General features: G+C 68.1%; 14 protein-coding genes. 10 read left to right on the top strand and 4 right to left on the bottom strand.

Features of this window, described 5'->3' with window-relative positions; all coding sequences use genetic code 11:
• The first annotated feature begins 49 nt into the window (after positions 1-49).
• Positions 50-844, top strand: a complete 795-nt coding sequence (locus MJQ72_RS26395; RefSeq protein WP_240593703.1) for a MerR family transcriptional regulator — start codon at positions 50-52, stop codon at positions 842-844.
• A gap of 255 nt (positions 845-1,099) precedes the next feature.
• Here MJQ72_RS26395 and MJQ72_RS26390 read toward each other — a convergent pair whose 3' ends face one another.
• A complete protein-coding gene (locus MJQ72_RS26390) occupies positions 1,100-1,297 on the bottom strand; it encodes a hypothetical protein (RefSeq protein ID WP_240593702.1) in 198 nt (65 codons plus the stop codon).
• A 507-nt stretch (positions 1,298-1,804) separates the two neighbouring features.
• On the opposite strand from MJQ72_RS26390, the gene MJQ72_RS26385 reads away from it, so the two are divergent.
• Positions 1,805-2,125, top strand: coding sequence for a hypothetical protein (locus MJQ72_RS26385; RefSeq protein ID WP_240593701.1), 321 nt, complete (start codon positions 1,805-1,807; stop codon positions 2,123-2,125).
• A gap of 170 nt (positions 2,126-2,295) precedes the next feature.
• Here the strand turns inward: MJQ72_RS26385 and MJQ72_RS26380 are convergent, their stop codons facing one another.
• Positions 2,296-4,686, bottom strand: a complete 2,391-nt coding sequence (locus tag MJQ72_RS26380) for a tetratricopeptide repeat protein (protein WP_240593700.1) — start codon at positions 4,684-4,686, stop codon at positions 2,296-2,298.
• Positions 4,687-4,733: 47 nt separating this feature from the next.
• Complete coding sequence (locus MJQ72_RS26375; RefSeq protein WP_240593699.1) at positions 4,734-5,180, bottom strand: hypothetical protein; 447 nt, start codon at positions 5,178-5,180, stop codon at positions 4,734-4,736.
• A 499-nt stretch (positions 5,181-5,679) separates the two neighbouring features.
• Here MJQ72_RS26375 and MJQ72_RS26370 point away from each other — a divergent pair, with 499 nt between their 5' ends.
• Positions 5,680-5,946 carry a hypothetical protein gene (locus MJQ72_RS26370; protein WP_240593698.1) on the top strand — a complete coding sequence of 89 codons (267 nt, stop codon included), beginning with the start codon at positions 5,680-5,682 and terminating at the stop codon, positions 5,944-5,946.
• 20 nt (positions 5,947-5,966) lie between these two features.
• On the top strand, positions 5,967-6,233 hold the full coding sequence (locus MJQ72_RS26365; RefSeq protein ID WP_240593697.1) for a transposase: 267 nt from the start codon (positions 5,967-5,969) through the stop codon (positions 6,231-6,233).
• Between the two features lie 448 nt (positions 6,234-6,681).
• Here the strand turns inward: MJQ72_RS26365 and MJQ72_RS26360 are convergent, their stop codons facing one another.
• Complete coding sequence (locus MJQ72_RS26360) at positions 6,682-9,405, bottom strand: AfsR/SARP family transcriptional regulator (RefSeq protein ID WP_240593696.1); 2,724 nt, start codon at positions 9,403-9,405, stop codon at positions 6,682-6,684.
• A 145-nt stretch (positions 9,406-9,550) separates the two neighbouring features.
• On the opposite strand from MJQ72_RS26360, the gene MJQ72_RS26355 reads away from it, so the two are divergent.
• The 6 genes from MJQ72_RS26355 to MJQ72_RS26330 all read left to right on the top strand — a co-directional run bounded on the left by MJQ72_RS26355 (position 9,551) and on the right by MJQ72_RS26330 (position 16,974).
• Positions 9,551-9,916, top strand: a complete 366-nt coding sequence (locus MJQ72_RS26355) for a hypothetical protein (protein WP_240593695.1) — start codon at positions 9,551-9,553, stop codon at positions 9,914-9,916.
• A 29-nt stretch (positions 9,917-9,945) separates the two neighbouring features.
• Positions 9,946-10,272: a hypothetical protein gene (locus tag MJQ72_RS26350; protein ID WP_240593694.1), complete on the top strand. Its 327-nt coding sequence runs from the start codon at positions 9,946-9,948 to the stop codon at positions 10,270-10,272.
• Positions 10,273-10,440: 168 nt separating this feature from the next.
• The gene (locus MJQ72_RS26345; RefSeq protein WP_240593693.1) at positions 10,441-10,809 is read left to right on the top strand and encodes a YciI family protein; all 369 of its coding nucleotides are present in this window, start codon (positions 10,441-10,443) and stop codon (positions 10,807-10,809) included.
• A gap of 186 nt (positions 10,810-10,995) precedes the next feature.
• On the top strand, positions 10,996-13,758 hold the full coding sequence (locus tag MJQ72_RS26340) for a BTAD domain-containing putative transcriptional regulator (RefSeq protein ID WP_240593692.1): 2,763 nt from the start codon (positions 10,996-10,998) through the stop codon (positions 13,756-13,758).
• A gap of 133 nt (positions 13,759-13,891) precedes the next feature.
• Positions 13,892-15,400 carry a hypothetical protein gene (locus tag MJQ72_RS26335; protein ID WP_240593691.1) on the top strand — a complete coding sequence of 503 codons (1,509 nt, stop codon included), beginning with the start codon at positions 13,892-13,894 and terminating at the stop codon, positions 15,398-15,400.
• On the top strand, positions 15,292-16,974 hold the full coding sequence (locus tag MJQ72_RS26330; protein ID WP_240601424.1) for a LamG domain-containing protein: 1,683 nt from the start codon (positions 15,292-15,294) through the stop codon (positions 16,972-16,974). The genes MJQ72_RS26335 and MJQ72_RS26330 overlap by 109 nt, the downstream gene beginning before the upstream one ends.
• The last annotated feature ends 45 nt before the right edge of the window (positions 16,975-17,019 follow it).

Raw genomic sequence — 17,019 nt, 5'->3', positions numbered from 1 at the left:
AGGGTCAAGCCGTGGACTCTCTCCCCGGGGGAGAGTCCAGAATGGAGAGGTGCTGAGCATTGGGGAGTTCTCGCGGCTGACCCACTTGAGCGTGCGGACGCTGCGGCGGTATCACGAGGCGGCCCTGCTGGAACCCGCCGTGGTGGACGAAAGCACCGGTTACCGCTACTACGGGCTCGACCAGATCCCGACCGCGCAGGTCATCCACCGGCTCCGCGAACTCGACGTCCCGTTGAGCGATGTGCAGCGCATCCTGCGGACCCCCGACCCCGGTGTCCGGGCGGCCCTGGTCGCGGACCACCTGCAACGCCTCGAGGACGTGCTCGACCGCACCCGGGCCGCGGTTGTGTCGCTGCGGCGCCTGCTCCGGCCCGACCCCGCGCCGATCGACGTCGAGCTGCGCGCGGAGCCTGCCCGGACGGTCGCGGCGGTGGAAGCCGTAGTCGGGCATCACGAGGTCGAGGCCTGGTTCGCTGGCGCGATGGCCGAGCTGGAGGCGGCCGTCGGCGCCGCCGTGTCCGGACCTCTGGGCGGCTGCTACGACAACGCCTTGTTCGAGCAGGAGCGCGGTCGCGCGCTCGTCTACCTGCCGACCGATGTACCACCCCGCAGCGGACGCGTGCACCCCGTAACTCTTCCGGCCGTGGAACTGGCCGTCACCACCCACGTCGGTGAGCACGACGGCGTCGAAGTCACCTACGGCGAACTCGGGACCTGGGTGGTGGAGAATGCGATGTCGGTGGCCGGGCCGGTGCGGGAGGTCTACCTCGTCGGCCCGCGTGACGCCGACGATCCCGCCGCGTGGCGCACCGAGATCGGCTGGCCGGTCTTTCGCGTCACCTGAAGCGGTCGGTGAGAAGCCGGGCCTTGGAACAACAAGGTGTACGCCTTGATCGCGGACTCATCGCCGAGGTGAGCCTGACCTGCTTCGCCGCCCTGCGCGGCCACAGGTCACTGGACAGGGTCGCCGACAGCCGCGGCGTCACCGCACGTAGCTTCTGCGCAACCTCGGCCGGCTCGGACGCGACCTCGGCATGCCCCCCCCCCGCGCTCGGCCGATGTGGGACGGAGTCGTTGGCGCTCAACACGATCGACGGGTCTAGCGCGACTCCACCTCCTCCAGCACCGACTCGACGCGCAACTCGGGATCGGCGACCTGCGCGGCGCGCAGCGCACCTGCCAGCACTGCCGCCAGCATCTCGACGATCACGTCCGGATCGAGCGCATCCCCTCGGCTAGATAGTCCCTGGTGAGTTGGTCGGCCGCCGTCGCCGTAGAGCCGCACTGCCAGCCGCACCGCGGGCGAGTCGAAGTCCAGCCCCAGGCTCGCGGCGAATGGAGCGCGACACCGCCGCCAGTTGGCGCTAGACAACGTCCTCAACGCGGCAGCGGATGAACTGGTTCGATCCCGCGTCGTGGTGCGCGTGCATGACCTGACCCGCTGGGCAGTCAGAGATCGAACAGCACTTGCCGCCCACGTCGGGCAGCAAGGGCCAGCCTCGGATATGCAACCGCAGTCCCGTAAATGGGCGTAGACGACAGCGTCATGGCTGATCGGTCGAGGAAATGCCAAGAGTTTGGGATTGATCATGGTGGAGTGACCGCGAGACAACCGAGAACGCACAGGTCGTGCAAGATCGACATGTCACGAGCGGCGAGACCCTACACTGGCGCACCCTAGTGATCCCGATCCGCCCCGGCGCCGGGACACCGGCACGGTGCCCATGGGGGCACGACGTCGCGGTCGCCGGAATGGCTCTGCGAAGCGTGCTACGCCCTTCCCGGCCGAGAAGGTGCATGGGCGATGATCGACCCCGCAGCCGCGCCAGACGTCACCGAAGAGCAGGCGGATGAGTACGGGCTGCGCCTGGTGCTGATGCGACCGGTCACGGCCGCCGGGATCGGTGCTATCCAACTGCACCTGAGGCGCACCATCTTCGGCGAGATCCGCTTCTCCTTGTGCGGCATCGATCGCCGCGCGATCCTCGTCCACATCGAGGTCGAGAAGAAGCACCGCCGCCGCGGCGCCGGCCGTGTACTGGTCGCTGCCGCGGCCGCCCGGGCTCCACGCTACGACTGGACGACGCTCCCGATCGGACAGGACCCGATGACGGTCGCGTTCTGAGCACGCGTCGGAGCCATCGGGCCACCTAGCCCGTACCCCTGCACACACCAGACCGAACAAGGAGTCGTCCTCGGCGAATCGCGATGGACACAATGGTGGTGATCCAACTGCGCGGCCTAACCTGCCAAGCCGGCTAGGGATGCTTACAGCAGCGAAGTCCAGTGTTGGTGCTACTTCTCGTCACTACTCGATGGGATCGGCGACCGAGTGGAGCGCCGGGTGTCCATCTTCTCCATGGCTTCTTGAACCGCATCCTCGATGTAGGTGTCATCTGCCGTGGTGAGCACTCGTGAAAACGCGTCTTCGGCGGCTTTCGCCCCCATGACTTCTTCTAATTCCTCTAGGGCATAAACGATGCAACACCACGTTAGGCCTTCTTGGCAGCGGTCGCCAACTGCTTGGTAGATGTCGAGGGCTCTGGAGTGGGCGGTGATGGCGTCGTCGAAGCGCCGCATTTCCTGAAGGACGAGCCCGATGTTGTTCCAGGACTTGCCTTCGTTGTGGCGGTCGTCGAGTTCTTGGTGGATGTCGCGTGCCTTGCAGTGGGCAGTGAGGGCTTCGTCGAAGCGCCGCTTCGCTTGGAGGGCGCAGCCTAGGCCATCCCAAGAATTGCCTTCGTTGTGGCGGTCGTCGAGTCTTTGGTGGATCTCGCGTGCCTTGCGGTAGGCGGTGAGGGCTTCGTCGAAGCGCTCCACATTTCGCAGGGTGTTGCCGAGGTTGTTCCAGGCTATGCCTTCGCCGTGGAGGTCGCCGAGTTCTTGGTAGATCTCGTGGGCTTTCTGTAGTGCGGTGAGGGCTTCGTCGAAGCGCTCCACATCTCGCAGGGTGTTGCCGAGGTTGTGCCAGGCGTCGCCCTCGCTGTGGAGGCCACCGATTTTCTGGAAGATGTCGAGGGCTTTGCGGTGGGCGGTGAGGGCTTCGTCGAAGCGCTCCACATTTCGCAGGGTGTTGCCGAGGTTGTTCCAGGCTAGGCCTTCGCCGTGGAGGTCACCGAGTTCTTGGTGGGTGTCGCGGGCCTTCCGGAGAGCCGCGATAGCTCCATCGGAGTTCCCCGCCTCTTGTAGTGCGACCCCGACGTTGTTCCAGGCAGAGCTAAGCAATCCGAGATCGTCGAGTTGCCGCGCGGCTGTGAGAGCATGTTCGCTTGTCGTGACGAGGTCGCTGATGTGGCGACGCCATTTCAGGTAGGCGCCGAGGCAATCGGCCAGGAATCCGGCGATCTCGAAGCATCTGGCAGCCAGAGCGAGAACGACAGCGGCGGTGAGATTGGCTCGCTCCGCGTCTAGCCACGCCAGTGCTTCTGCTCGTCCGGTAAACCGTCCGGGCAGAGAATCGCCGGGCAAGACACGTAAATGACGGTCTGCCGCGGCGGTGGCGGAAACGTAGTGCGCGAGAAGTCCTAGGGTCGCTGCGCTTGGGTCCGGGGTGGCAGTGTCGTGGAGGTGGTCGCGAGCGTGGCTGCGGATGAGGTCGTGCATCGCCCACCGTCCGTTACCGGTGTGGTGCAGGAGGTTCGCGTGACGAAGTGTTCGTAGCCAGGCCACCGTGGTCGCGGAGGGTTGCCCGGTGAGCGCGGCGGCGGCGTCGGTGTGGAAGTCGGGTCCGGGGTTGAGGGTCAGGAGCGGGAGGAGGCGGGCGGCGTCGGGGTGGCGGGCGCGTAGGCGGTGCCAGGACTGGTCGATGACGGTCGCGACGATGCGTTCGCCGTCGGAGAGCCGGTGTACCCCGGTCCCGTCTGGCGCGGTGAGTTCGGTGATCAAGTCTGCGATGGACAGGTCAGGTTCACCGGTCAGGACCGCGGTCGTGATCTCGAGTGCCAGTGGCAGCGCACCACATACGGTCACCGCGATCCGGTGCGCGGCGTCCGGTTCGAGTTCGGCCCGCTGGTCACCGGGGAAACGCCGGACAAGGCCGTCGGTCAGCAGCCGCAACGCATCCTCGGGCTTTAGAACGTCCAGGGCGAACTGGCGTGCGGCGGGCACAGAGAAGGTGTCACGGCTGGTGACGAGCACACGATGCGATCCAGACTGCGGCAGCAGATCGACAATCTGTGTGCTGGTGGCGACGTTGTCGAGAACCAGCAGGACGCGTCGTTCCCGCGTGGCTAGCCGGTCAAGGACTTGGTGATAGGCCGTTGCCTGCTCGTCGAGCGTGGCGGGTATCGGACTGTCGGGGGCAAGGATGCGCAGCATCGAGGCGAACACCTGCTGGGGCCGGACGTGCTGGCCCTGAAGGTCATAGCCGCGCAGGTCTACGAACAGTACACCGCCGGGAAACCAGCCCCGGTCGACGGTGGCCGCCGCTGTGTGGCTGGCCAAGGCGGTCTTGCCGAGCCCGCCCATCCCTGACACCACGATCGGTCCCGGCCACTGTCCGACGGGGTCGAGGAGCTCCAGGAGCTGGGTGACCTGTTCGGCTCGGCCGACGAACCGCTCCCGAGTTACCTGTGTGCTGCCGGTGATTGTGGTGACGACCGCGGCCGCGCTGGGCACGGCGGCTTGATGAAAATGGAAGTCCCCACCCACGGCGGCGACGGCGGCGCCACCGTGCGTGGCGTGCACGCCCGACGGAGAAGGGAGAGCGGCAGTGGTTCCGGGGCCGGGGTGCTCTAGGCCCGGTCCGGCCAATAAGGGTCCGGCGCCTGCCCCAGGTTCGCGTCCCGTCCGACCGCGCCAATCGCGACACCATGCCCGCTCGCGGTTACCGCCCCGCTGACCACGGTCCCGCCGGACGTGGTGACCACGCCGTTCTTCTCTGCTTCCGCGAGCGCGGTCTTGAGTTCGGTAGCGAAATCAGTGTCCTGCTCGACGGCGTCCTCCAGCGCCAGCATCACCCGCTGCTGGGTTCGATCACCAACCCCGCCCGGCTGGCCGGCTTCCAGCCGGAGCCGCTCGACCGCGGGATCGGCGCCCAGCTTGCGCATCACGACGTTCCGCAACCGCTCCGCCGAGGCATCCACCACCTGATCGGCGACCCCGTCCAGCTGCTTGCCCACACGCTGGGCCTTCCCAGCCGCCCACGCGATCAGAAACCCCACCACCACTTCCAGACCCATAAACCCGTCCCCTCCCCGGCGAGATCGACGACCACTCGGATCGTCGCTGAACAACTCCAGAACGTAACATCCGACATTAGCGGCCGATCGTCCTCGAATCAGTTACTGCTCCGAACTGGGCACGTGTCAGTGGCTCGACGTCATCGACGACAAGATCCACACCGTGCTCCGTGGTCGCGCGAGCAGTGAATCCGTCAACTCGATTCGCGACGACCTCATCATTTCGTCCGGCAAAGGGCGGGGGCGGAACCCGCGCTTCGCCAGCATCTACCGTGCTATGGCCGATAACGAGGAACGACAGGCCTACCCGGGGCCGTTGTGCAGGCCCACGCCGACTTCCTCGCGTTGCTAACCGGCGCTTGATCAGTCTGGGCGCGCTGGGATTTCCGCTGGTCAAACGCATCATCCCACGGCTCATTGCTGCTATTACGCATAGCGCGGTTGGCCTGCTGTTCGCGGAACCTGCAAATTTGTCGCTGGTTGCCGATAGCGTGACGAAGTGACTACTGAGAGCCGAGACGAGGGCGCCGGATCCGCACCGGGCCGCGCGGGCGCGGCCCGGTCGGAAGAGGACACCGCTATGCTGCTGGACAGGCTCCGGCGCGGTGCGAGGCTGGAAGCACTGGCGGAGAGCTTGGAACGCACGCCAGGTGCGGTGCAGGCACGGTGCAAAGTGCTGCTGCCGCCGCAACTACGCGCGGCGTTGCGCGCTGATGCTGAGGCGGTGCTGAGGAGGCAACCTCGATCGGTGTCGACGTCGTACTGACCGCGCCCCAGGCACCGCGGATGAACGCGATCGCCGAACGATGGATTTCCTCGGCTCGCCGCGAATGTACTGACCGGCTGCTCATCACCGGCCGCAGCCACCTCCACCGGGTGCTCGACGACTACGTTCGGCATTACAACGTCGGCCGCAGCCACCAAGGTCACGACGTGGGGTTACGCGCGCCCGACGATGACCCCAACGTGATCCCGTTGCCCACTGCTCTCCACCGGATCATGTGCCGACAACGCCTGGGAGGACTGCTCAACGAGTACCATCCCGCCGCGTGAAACTCCAGCCCACAGCGGGTGACAGGATTTTCGACCAGGACAGGGAGAGTACGGACCGCAGCCGGTGGCGCACAGCGCGGCGGCCAAGCAGAGGAACGTCATCGAGTGCGGCTTATCGCCGACTTAAGTAACGGCGGGAGCGGGGCTGGAAACGTTGTCATGAGTGCCGACCGGCAGGTTTCGTGGCAGTGCCCTTCGCAACAGCCCTCCCCAGAGCGTCAGCCAATCGGAGGCTGCACCGGAGGTCGGCATTCAGATGCATTCCTGCAGGTCAGTGTGCGCCGAGGTTAGCGCTCGCCCTTCGCGTCGTCGACCGAACGTGCCAATACGCTGTACGCGGCGAGCTGCTCCCGTGCGACTGTCTCGTCCAGCTGGCTCTGCACGGCGTGGGTGTTCGGACTACGAATTCCGATCGCGGAGTAGAGCGTGATGAGGCATTAGCTGTGGCTCACGATCGTTGGCGGTTTTCGGCGCGGTTCGCTTCCTCGATGCGGTGTTGTGCGTGGAAGAGCTCGACAGCTCGGGTGCGGACACGGGCGGCTTCTGTCGTATCGCCGTTCGCGTGCAGAGCGTCGGACAGTCTTGCCAGGACGTCGGCCAGTACGACCATGTCGCCCAGGCGTTCGTGCACGCGTGCCGCGGTCTCATAGTGTTGTGTGGCCTCGTGGTGTCTCCCGGCGTGGTAGGCGATGTAGCCGAGGCTGTCCGACGCTGATGCGATTCCGAGGTCGTTGTTCATGTCGCGGTGCAATTCGAGCGAGCGTGCGCAGAGCCGTTCGCCTTCGTCGAAGTCGCCTGTTCGCGCATGGCACCAGCCGAGTGAGTTGAGGCTGTGGGCCTGCTCCGCTGGGGCGTCCAGGTCCTCGTAGATCTGGCATGTTCGGTTGGCGTGCGTCAGGGCCTGGTCCAGTTCACCGGCCAGCTCCAGAGTTTGGGTGAGCGCGTAGTGTGAATGTGCTTGTCCACGTTGATCGCCCAGTTTCTCGGCCAGTGACAGCGAGCGCTCGAGGTGTTCCAGAGCTTCCTGCGTACCGCCCAGCCGGGCCAGCGCCAGACCGAGGAACCGGTGAGCCACAGCCAGCCGTTCCGGATCGCCGCCAGCTGCCGCCACCCCGGTCTTCCAGATCTCCGCGTTCTCCTGCCAGTCGGCTTGCCGTCGTTGTGCTGTGGTGACTGCCCATGCCAGCCGCCACGAGTCGGTGTGCAATCCCTGTCCGAACGCGTGGCGCTGCACCGCGGGTATACACAGGCGCTCGTCCTGGAACCAGCGCAGCGCCGAATCCTGGTCCTGGTGCGGTAGTGCGATGGCGGGATCGGGAGTCGCGGCTTCGGTTCCTGGCCGGTAGGGGTGCAGCATCCGGTCGGCGCTCAGGGCGGTGTGCAGGTAGAAATCGACGAGCCGCCGTCCGGCTTCGAATGTGTCTTCGTGTCCGAGCTCGGCCGCGTACAACCGCACGAGATCGTGCATGCGATAGCGGCCGTGCACATGCTGTTCGAGCAGGTGGGTGGACTCCAGCGCTTCCAGCAGCGACTGTGCCGCCTCGTGGGTGCCCCCGGACAAGGCCGCGGCGGAGTGCACCGTGAAGTCGGGGAGGTCGAAGGTTCCCAGCAGGCGGAACATTCGTTCTTCGTCATCGCGCAGTGCCTTGGTGGACGCCGCGAACACCGCGCGCAAGCCCTCCGTGAGACCGCCGTAGTCCAGGACGTCGAGCCGTGCGCCGGAGTCGTGGAGTTTGGCGGCCAGCCAACGGATGCCCAGTTTCGGTCGTACGGCGAGCTGTGCGGCGAGCACGCCCAGCGCCAGTGGCAGCCCGGCCGCCACTTCCAGGAGAACGTCGGTGGCGGCACGGTCGTCGGCGAGCCGGTCACGTCCGAGGTGGCTCTCCAGCAGCCGTTCCGCCTCGGCGGTATCGAGTACTTCGAGCGGGCAGAGGTGAAGGCCGTGGGCGACGACCAGGCCGACCAGGCTGTCGCGGCTGGTCACCACGACCGAGGAGTCGCCGCCGGGAAGCAGCGCGGATACTTGTGCGCTGTCGCGTGCGTTGTCCAGCAGCACGAGCATCCGCTTGTCCGCCAAAAGGCTGCGGTACAGGGTCACCTGGGCCGCGGGGTCGTCGGGGACCGCCGCCGTCGGAACTCCGAGCGCGTCCAGGAACCGCCGGACCACCGTCGTGTGCGTGACCGGCATCTCGTCCTGTGACCAGCCACGCAGGTCGGCATACAGCTGTCCGTCGGGGAACAGGCCGGTGTGCTGATGCGCCCAGCGGAGCGCGAGCCATGTCTTGCCCACACCGCCTTGTCCGACGATCGCGACGACGCCGCCGGGGGCCGACAGTGTCGTGGTGAGTTCCTCCAGCTTTCGGTGCCGGCCGGTGAACGTGCGCGGCGCGAGCGGGAGCTGGCGGGGTGTCGGCCGGGGTGTTTCGGCCCGCCGGAGAGCGGGGTCGGCGCTGAGCACACGGCTGTGCAGTTCACGTAACGCGGGGCCGGGGTCCACGCCCAGCTGGTCGGCGAGGTCGCGCCGGAATCGCTGGTAGTGTTCGAGTGCCTCGGCCTGCTGCCCGCTCCGGTACATCGCCAGCAGATACTGGGCGGCGAGCCGCTCGTCCAGCGGGTGCGCGGCCACCTCTTCGGCGAGAGCGGGGAGCACGAGCGCGTCCCTGCCGAGCCGTAACTCCACATCGATGTGGTCGAGCCTCGCGGTGAATCTCTCCACCGCCAGTGCTGCCCGGATCTGCGCGAGCCATGGACTGTCCAGCGACGCGAACGGTTCACCTCGCCACAGCATGAACGCCGAACCGAAGAGACCGGCCGCCTGTTCGTCGCTGTCGGCGCCCCTGGCTTGGCCCACCAGCTCGCGGAACCGGTGCACGTCCACGGCCTCTCGGTCCACACGGCACACATAACCGAACGGTGTGCGCTCTATCCGCACGTCCGGCACTCTGTCGAGAGCGGCGCGCAGGCGCGAAAGATAAGACCGAAGGGTGCCGGCCGCGCGCACCGGTGCGTGTTCGCCCCAGACCCGTTCGATCAGTTCGTCACCGGTTACCGGGTCTCCCGCCTCGAAGGCCAGTACGGCCAGGACACAACGTTGGCGTGCGGGCCCGAGATCCACTTCGTGTCCGCCGACGGCCGCGGATACCTCGCCGAGCAACCTGATCACCATCGACATGGTCCCCCAACCCTCGTCCCGGTCCGCACATTTCAGGGGCCGGAGCGTCGCTGACCTTCGGGTTCAACGATCGCACAACCCCAGGACAACGCCGTGTCGGCATCGTGAGCCGAGACAGATCATCTAGAGATCGGGGAGGTCGATCGTGCGAAAGCAGCGAGAAATTCGCAGGTCGCTGGCGGCGACAGGCGCGGTGCTGGTGGGGGTGGCAGGCGCGTTGCTCGGCTCCGGCCCGGCCGCGCAGGCCGCGAGCGGCGCCGGGGTGGAGGTGATGGGCTGGCCGTCCGAATGCAACTACGGCGTCCTCAACCGCTACATGGCGCGAGCAGTGTGCCAGAACCCCAATGGGGGAAAGTACCAGGGCATCGTGATCTGCGAAGGCGGACAGGTCGGCCGCGTTCACCGCTTCGGCCCTTGGGTGTCGAGTGGTTTTTCCGACGCGTATTGCCAGGGCACCGAGAACGCCGTGACGGACGGTGCCGGTATCAATTCGTCGCCGGACCCGCTGTGAAGGCCCGGACACGAACCAGGAGGACGAACATGACGAACATCCGTGTCCCGGTCGCCGCCATCGGCATGGCCGCGGCGGCCGTGCTGGGGGCGTCCGCACCTGCCGTGGCGGTGCCTGCGGCGCCCATACCGTGGCCGGAGAACTGCACTGACGCTCAGAACGGCAATGGCTGGACGGCCCAATGCACCTCGGGTACCGGCAGGTACAAGGCCACAGTGATCTGCACGCCTTTGGGCGGGGGCCCGGACGTCTTTCGCGAACCGGGCTCTTGGACGGCGATCGGTGAGGCTTCCTACGTGTTCTGCCCACCGCTCACCAGCGTCCGTGACGGCGGAATCCTCTCCACCGGTACCTGAAGACAGTCCACAGAGGAGCGTGAAGGGGTCGGGTGCGTCGCGGCCGACCCCTTCACGCGGGGCCGGCCTGGCTCGTCCGGTCGCCGGATACCGGTCACGATGACTGATTCGCCGGCCGGGGTCTCCCGCATAGCTTTTCGGTACAGCACCGACAACGAGGAGCCGACCATGACGAAGTACTTCCTGAGCCTCCCGCACGACTCCGCCGAGGAGCCGACGATGGAGAACATGGACCCCGCCGAACTGCAGGAGATCATGGCCGCGGTCGGCGCGTTCAACACCGCCCTCGAGGAGGCGGACGCGTTCGTGACCGCCGGCGGCCTGCAGCCGCCGTCGACCGCGACCACGGTGGACTACTCCGGTGACACCCCCGTGCTCACCCCTGGCCCGTTCGCCGAGGCCAAGGAGTACCTGGGCGGCTTCTGGATCATCGAGGCCGAAAACGACGACGTCGCGATCGAGTGGACCAAGCAGGCCTCGCGCGCGTTGCGGAGCAGGGTCGAGGTCCGCGCCCTCCAGGAGGAACCCGGCGCCTGACCGTCCGGACGACGCCCTGTGACGGGTCGCCGACGGCGACACGGCCGGCGACCTGGGCAGCCACGCAGATTCTGCCGATACCTTGCCCGAGCTTCCTGAATAGTGCCTTGCGAAACAGACACGGGTGAATATCTTCTGCGGCGTGCACGGAGACTGAAGACGCCAGGCGGGTTGCGGGGAGAATCGGTGGCTCGAGTTTTGCGGATCAGGGTGCTGGGGCCGTTCGAGGTCGAGACGGCCTCGGGGCCGGTCGAGGTGGGTGGCCGGCAGCGGGCGTTGCTGGCGTCGCTGGCGTTCTCGGCGAATCAGGTCGTCCCGCAGTGGAAGCTGATCGACCACGTGTGGGGCGAGGAGTCGCCGCTGGACGTGCGCAATGGCCTTCAGACGCTGGTGAGCAGGTTGCGGCGGAGTCTCGGTGCGGACGTCATCGAGACGACCGAGGGTGGGTACCTGCTGCGTGCCGATGCCGCCGAGCTGGACTTGCTCGCGTTGCGTGAGCTGGCCGACTCGGCGGCCGCCGCGGCACGAGAAGGGGATACGGGCCGGGAGTACGCGTTACTGGCGTCTGCGGTCCGGCTGTGGCGTGGCGATCCGTTGGAGGACGTCGCGTCGCCGGGCCTGCGGGCGGAGGCGGGACCGAAGGTCGCCGAGCTGTGGTTCGCCGCCCGCGAGCGGATGCTGGACGTCGAGCTGGAACGCGGTCACGGGCAGGAGGTGGTCGCCGAACTGCGGGACCTGACCGCCCGGCACCCGCTGCGCGAGTCGCTGTGGGCAAGGTTGATGCTGGCGCTGCACCGGGCAGGACGGCGGGCCGAGGCGTTGGACGCCTACCGTCAGGTCTCCGAACTGGTACGCGAGCAACTCGGGCTCGACGTGGGGCGTGCGGTCGCCGATCTGCACCAAGCCATCCTGCTCGACGACGAGGCGCTCGTGATCGAGCAGCCGGCCGCGGTGCAGGTGCCTCGCCAGTTGCCGGGTGACGTGCGCGGGTTCGTGGGGCGTGGGGACGAGCTGACGGGTTTGGATCGCCTGGTGAGCGGAGCCGACGGGCAACCGGTCGTGATCTCCGCGGTCGACGGGGCCGCCGGCATCGGGAAGACAACTTTGGCCGTGCACTGGGCACATCAGGTCGTGCCACGGTTCCCGGACGGGCAGCTGTATCTGAATCTTCGTGGTTACGGCCCCAGCGCGCCGGTCGAGCCGGCGGATGCGCTGGACGTGCTGCTGCGTTCGCTGGGGGTGCCGCCCGAGCGTGTCCCGGCGGATGTCGAAGAACGAGCCGCGCTCTGGCGTACCGAGTCCGCGGTGCGCCGGGTGCTGGTCGTGCTGGACAACGCTCGTGACAGTGCCCAGGTGCGGCCGCTGCTGCCTGGCGGGGGCTCGGTCGTGGTGACCAGCCGCCGCAAGCTGCGCGGCCTGTCCGCTCGGGAAGGAGCGCGCCACCTCACCCTGGGCTTGCTCTCGCCGGCTGAAGGGCTGGAGCTGTTCACCGATCAGGTCGGCAAGAGCCGGGTGGCGGCCGAACCGGATGCGGCGGCGGCGATCGTGGAGTTGTGCGCGCGGCTGCCACTGGCGTTACGGCTGGCCGCGGACCACGCCGCCCGGCATCCGGAGTGGCCGCTGTCGTCGCTGCGGGACGAGCTGGCGGGCCAGCGCGGGCTGGAGGTGCTGTCGGTCGACGACGACCGCGACACTGACCTGCGTTCGCTGTTCGACTGGTCGTACGACGTACTCGATGCGCAGGCGGCCGCGGTCTTCGCTGTGCTGGGCCTGTTTCCCGGCGACACCATCGGACGGCAGGCGGTCGCCGCCCTGGCCGCGATCCCGGCGGCGGACGCGGGTGCCGCGCTCAGGCGGTTGGCGGAGGTCAGCATGCTCCAGCAGCGCTTGCCCGACCGGTTCGAGCTGCACGACCTGCTGCGGCAGTACGCGCGCGACAAGGCGGAGATGCTGCCAGGCGCGCAGGCGGCGTTCGAAAGGCTGATGGCTCACTATGTGTGCACTGCGGAAAGGGCACGCGGTCACCTCAGCGGCACTCCGCACCGGATGCCGATCGCTCCGGCCGGCCCGGACGTGCCCGTGGTCGAGTTCACCGACCACCACTCGGCGGCTGCCTGGTTCGACCGGGAAATCGATACTGTCGCCAGGCTCGTACTCGGTGTCGACGGGCATGGCCTACACGTTCAAGCCGCAGTGCTTTTCCAGCTGTCTTGGCAGTATCTCTACTTGCGCGGGCAGTGGCGGCGGATGGTCGCGATGGGAGAGGCCGCCATCCGCAGCGCGGCCATCGTGGGGGACCGGTTCCTGCAGGCGAAGTGCTTCAACGGGGTGAGCACGGGCTACGGCCGGGTCTTCGAGCGCGACAAGCAGATCGACTACTGCTACGCGGCGCTGGCGGTTTTCCGCGAGCTGGGTGATCGCGCCGAACAGGGGACGTCGCTGCTCAACGTGGGGTCCGCCCTCAACTGGCTGCGCCGATTCGCCGAGGCGGTCGAGCCTCTGCATGAGGCCGTCCGGCTCTACGAGGCCGTCGGTGACCACCTGTCCGCCGCGATGGCGCTCAACAACCTCGCGGACACCCTCGTCGGCCTCGGCCGCTTCGAGGAGGCGTGGGGACCCGCCCAGCGGGCGCTGGACACGTTTCGAAAGGGGGAAGAACCTGCGCGGATCGTCGCCGGTCTGGAGACCATCGCCGCCGTCCAAGCGGGCTCGGGCGATCACCACGCCGCCGCCGCGACCTACCGGGAAGCAATCGACCTCGTCGAGGAGGTCCACGTGACGAGGTCGGCGGTGCCGCTGCGGGTGAAACTGGGACATGCGCTGCTCGCGCTCGGCGACGTCGACCAGGCGCACCAGGTGTGGCGGGAGGCTTATGACCGATGCCTGCGCGAGGGCGATCAAACCGCCGCCGACGAGATTCGGGCACTTCTGACCGCGCCGCACGGCTGACAGCGCCGCGCAAGCGCGACGACAGAGGCCATCGCGTTTCTCGCCCTACGGTCCTGTTCGAGCGACGCGGCCCGCCACGCCGGCGGGAGCACACGGCCGCGCTTCCGTCGCTCTCGGACTGGGGAGGGCGAGGGTGGCGAAGCGAAGATCGATCGTGGCGTTCATGGTGGCCGCGGTGGTGTCGGGTTTCGTACAAGGGGGTGGCGCCACCGCGGTCGCGGCGCCGGCCGAGCTGCCCGACGAGGCTTCGGCCTCGGCGGCCGCCGGCCGGTTCGACAGGCAAGTGGAGGTCGCCGGCCTGAAGTCGGAGACCTCCCAGGTGTTCGCCAACCCCAGCGGCACGTTCACCGCGGTCGTGAACGCGAGACCGGTGCGGGTGCGCCTGCCCGGCGGAGCCTGGGCCCCGGTCGACACGACCCTGCGACGCGACGCCGGGGGCCGGGTGTCCGCCACGATGTCGTCGTTGCGAGCAACGCTTTCTGGGGGCGGCACCGGGCCGCTGTTCGCGTCGGGTGACCGCGTCCTGACGTGGCCGCGCACCCTTCCGGTTCCGGTCCTCGACGGGAACACCGCCGTCTACCGCGAGGCCCTGCCGGGAGTGGACCTGGCCGCCACCCTCGACGTCGGCGGTGTCGTCACCGCGCTGAGCGTGAAGTCCCGCGAGGCGGCGGGCAGCGCCGAACTGGCCACCGCGGTGCGAACACTTTCGCCGGTCCCTGACTCGGATCTGGCGCGCCTGACCGCTGCCGACGCCGTATACCCCGCCGTCGTCGCGCCCGCGACCACCGTGGGCGCCGCGAACTGGACCATGATCAACGAACGGCATCCGGACCAGTCCTACTGGTCCTATGACCGCGGTGAGGGCGCGAAAGTCGGCTACGTCGAACAGAGCGGCGACGGGTGGGAACGCTACCGTTCGATCTGGACCTTCCCGATGGAGAACCTGCGCGGCAAACACGTGTTGCGCGCTTGGTTCAGCTCCTACCTCAAGCACACCTATTCCTGTTCCGACACGTGGACCGACCTCTACCTGGTCAACTCGGTCAACGCCGGCACCACGTGGGCCAACCACTGGGGTTCGTGGCCGTGGTCGAGCTATCTGGCGGGGGCGAACAACAGCGATTGCCGGGACGCCGGGCGGTACAGCGAATGGGGCGGCGACAAGGTCACCAAGGCCGCGCAGGACGGCACCGGCTGGGGGACCCTCACCCTCGGCCTGCGTGCCGGTGACGAGGGCACGATCAACACCGGCTGGAAGAAGTTCGACGAGAACCGCACGGCGCTGTCGATCGAGTACAACTCCTACCCCAGGCTCCCGACCAGCTCAGCATCGAAGGCAAGGCGTGTGGCGCACAGCCGCTCTACGTCGGCACGACGAGCCCGACGTTGCGTGCCCGTCCCCGCGACGAGGACGGCCAGATCCACGACACCTACTTCGCCCGCGGCGAGCGCGAGTCGTCCGGAGGCCGGTTCGTCACCTGGGAATCGACGTTCGTCTCCGGTATCCCCGCCGGAGCCGTCGCCCAGTACCGCATGGCGGGTCCGCTGGCCGACGGGAAGCTCTATGCCTTCCACAGCCAGTCCCACGACGGCATCGACCCCGGTGAGAAGTCCGCGTACTGCGAGTTCCACATCGACGTGACCCGCCCGCACGCGCCGCCCACCATTGCCACCGCCGATGGCCGCTACCCGTCCGATGGCGTTGTCCACGGTGGGGTGGGTGTCAGCGGAGACTTCACGCTCGCGGCCGCGGGCGTCGCCGACGTCGCCGGCTACCTCGTCGGGGTCGCGGACCCGCCCGCGCACTTCGTGCCCGCCACCGCCCTTGGCGGCACGGCGACCGCCGGAGTGACGCCGGAATGGCGCGGTACCAACACGTTGTACGTCCGGTCGGTGGACAGGGCGGGTAACCAGTCCGGCACCGCCCAGTACCACTTCCGGGTCGGCTCGGGCGCTCCTCCGGTCGGCCGCTGGAAGCTGGACGAAGCGACCGGCCCGACTCTCGCCGACACGGCGGAGGGACGGCAACCGGCGACCTTGAGCGGTGGTGCCCCCGGCGCGCCCGGCAGGCTCTTCGGCGGCCCCACCGCCCTGGCCGGCGGTACTGCGGCCACGGCGGGACCGGTGGTCGGTACCGCCGACAGTTTCAGCGTGGCCGCGTGGGTGCGCTCGACCGCGCCCGCAGGTACGGCCGTCACCCAAGAGGGCACTCACGTGGGTGGCTTCGCGCTCGGGCGTGCCGGTGACCGTTGGGTGTTCTCGATGCCGCAGAGCGACAGCGGCACCGCCGCACGCAGCACGGCGTCCTCCGCCGTTCCTGTGCGTCAAGGCGTGTGGACCCACTTGGCGGGCACCTACGACTCGGCGACCCGCAAGCTCACCTTGTACGTCGACGGGCGCCATGCCGGGGAGACCGTCGCTCCGGCGGAGGCATGGGCCGCGACCGGCCCGCTGGTTCTGGGACGGGGCCTCGGTGCCGCCGATCCTTGGCAGGGAGAGCTGGCCGACGTCCAGGTCTGGCCCCGCCGGATCTATCTCAGCGAAATCACCGAGCTGGCCAACGCGACCACCCCGGTCGGTGAGTGGCTCTTCGAGGAGGAGTCCGGGGTCACTGCGCTCGACACCTCTGGTTTCGGCAGGAACTTGACCTTCCCCGGCGGCACTCATCCCGGCTGGGGGAGGCGCGAGGGCCACGGCGGGACGGGACGCTCGATCCACACCGGCGGCAGGCCGGGGACGACGCCGGGAGCGGTGACGCGGTCCACAACCGGGTTCGCGATATCCGCGTGGGTGAGGATCGACCAGCTGACGCCGGGCTGGCAGGCGGCGGTCGCGGGCCACGGTTCACGCACGAGCCCGTTCTTCCTCCAGTACGCCGCGACTTCGCGGAAATGGGCGTTCGCCGTCACCGGTGCCGACGTCGACAACCCCGTGCAGCACCGCGCGTACTCGACCGGCGAAGCGGTGCCGGGGCGATGGACGCACCTGGTTGGGGTACACGACCCAGGAGCACGGCAAGTCCGGCTCTACGTCGACGGGCAACTCGCCTCGACCGTGTCGGCCCCGACGTCCTGGGACTCCGCAGGCCCGCTGATCGTCGGCCAAGGCCGGTGGAACGGCGCCGACTCCGATTCCTGGTTCGGCGGTCTCGACGACGTCCGGGTGCTGGCCGGCGTGCCGACAGACCTGGAAATCACCGCGCTCTACCAGCAGTGACCACATCTAGGGGATGACGACGTGCAAAGAAAAAGACCCTTACGT

The organism is Amycolatopsis sp. EV170708-02-1, assembly GCF_022479115.1.
GTDB lineage: Bacteria > Actinomycetota > Actinomycetes > Mycobacteriales > Pseudonocardiaceae > Amycolatopsis.
This window is presented reverse-complemented; position numbering and strand designations above follow the sequence as displayed.

Coding starts and splice junctions, on each gene's coding strand:
- MJQ72_RS26385 (WP_240593701.1), top strand. CDS start 1,805: ATGATCGACCCCGCAGCCGCGCCAGACGTCACCGAAGAGCAGGCGGAT.
- MJQ72_RS26375 (WP_240593699.1), bottom strand. CDS start 5,180: ATGGGTCTGGAAGTGGTGGTGGGGTTTCTGATCGCGTGGGCGGCTGGG.
- MJQ72_RS26365 (WP_240593697.1), top strand. CDS start 5,967: ATGAACGCGATCGCCGAACGATGGATTTCCTCGGCTCGCCGCGAATGT.
- MJQ72_RS26360 (WP_240593696.1), bottom strand. CDS start 9,405: ATGTCGATGGTGATCAGGTTGCTCGGCGAGGTATCCGCGGCCGTCGGC.
- MJQ72_RS26350 (WP_240593694.1), top strand. CDS start 9,946: ATGACGAACATCCGTGTCCCGGTCGCCGCCATCGGCATGGCCGCGGCG.
- MJQ72_RS26345 (WP_240593693.1), top strand. CDS start 10,441: ATGACGAAGTACTTCCTGAGCCTCCCGCACGACTCCGCCGAGGAGCCG.
- MJQ72_RS26330 (WP_240601424.1), top strand. CDS start 15,292: ATGGCGGGTCCGCTGGCCGACGGGAAGCTCTATGCCTTCCACAGCCAG.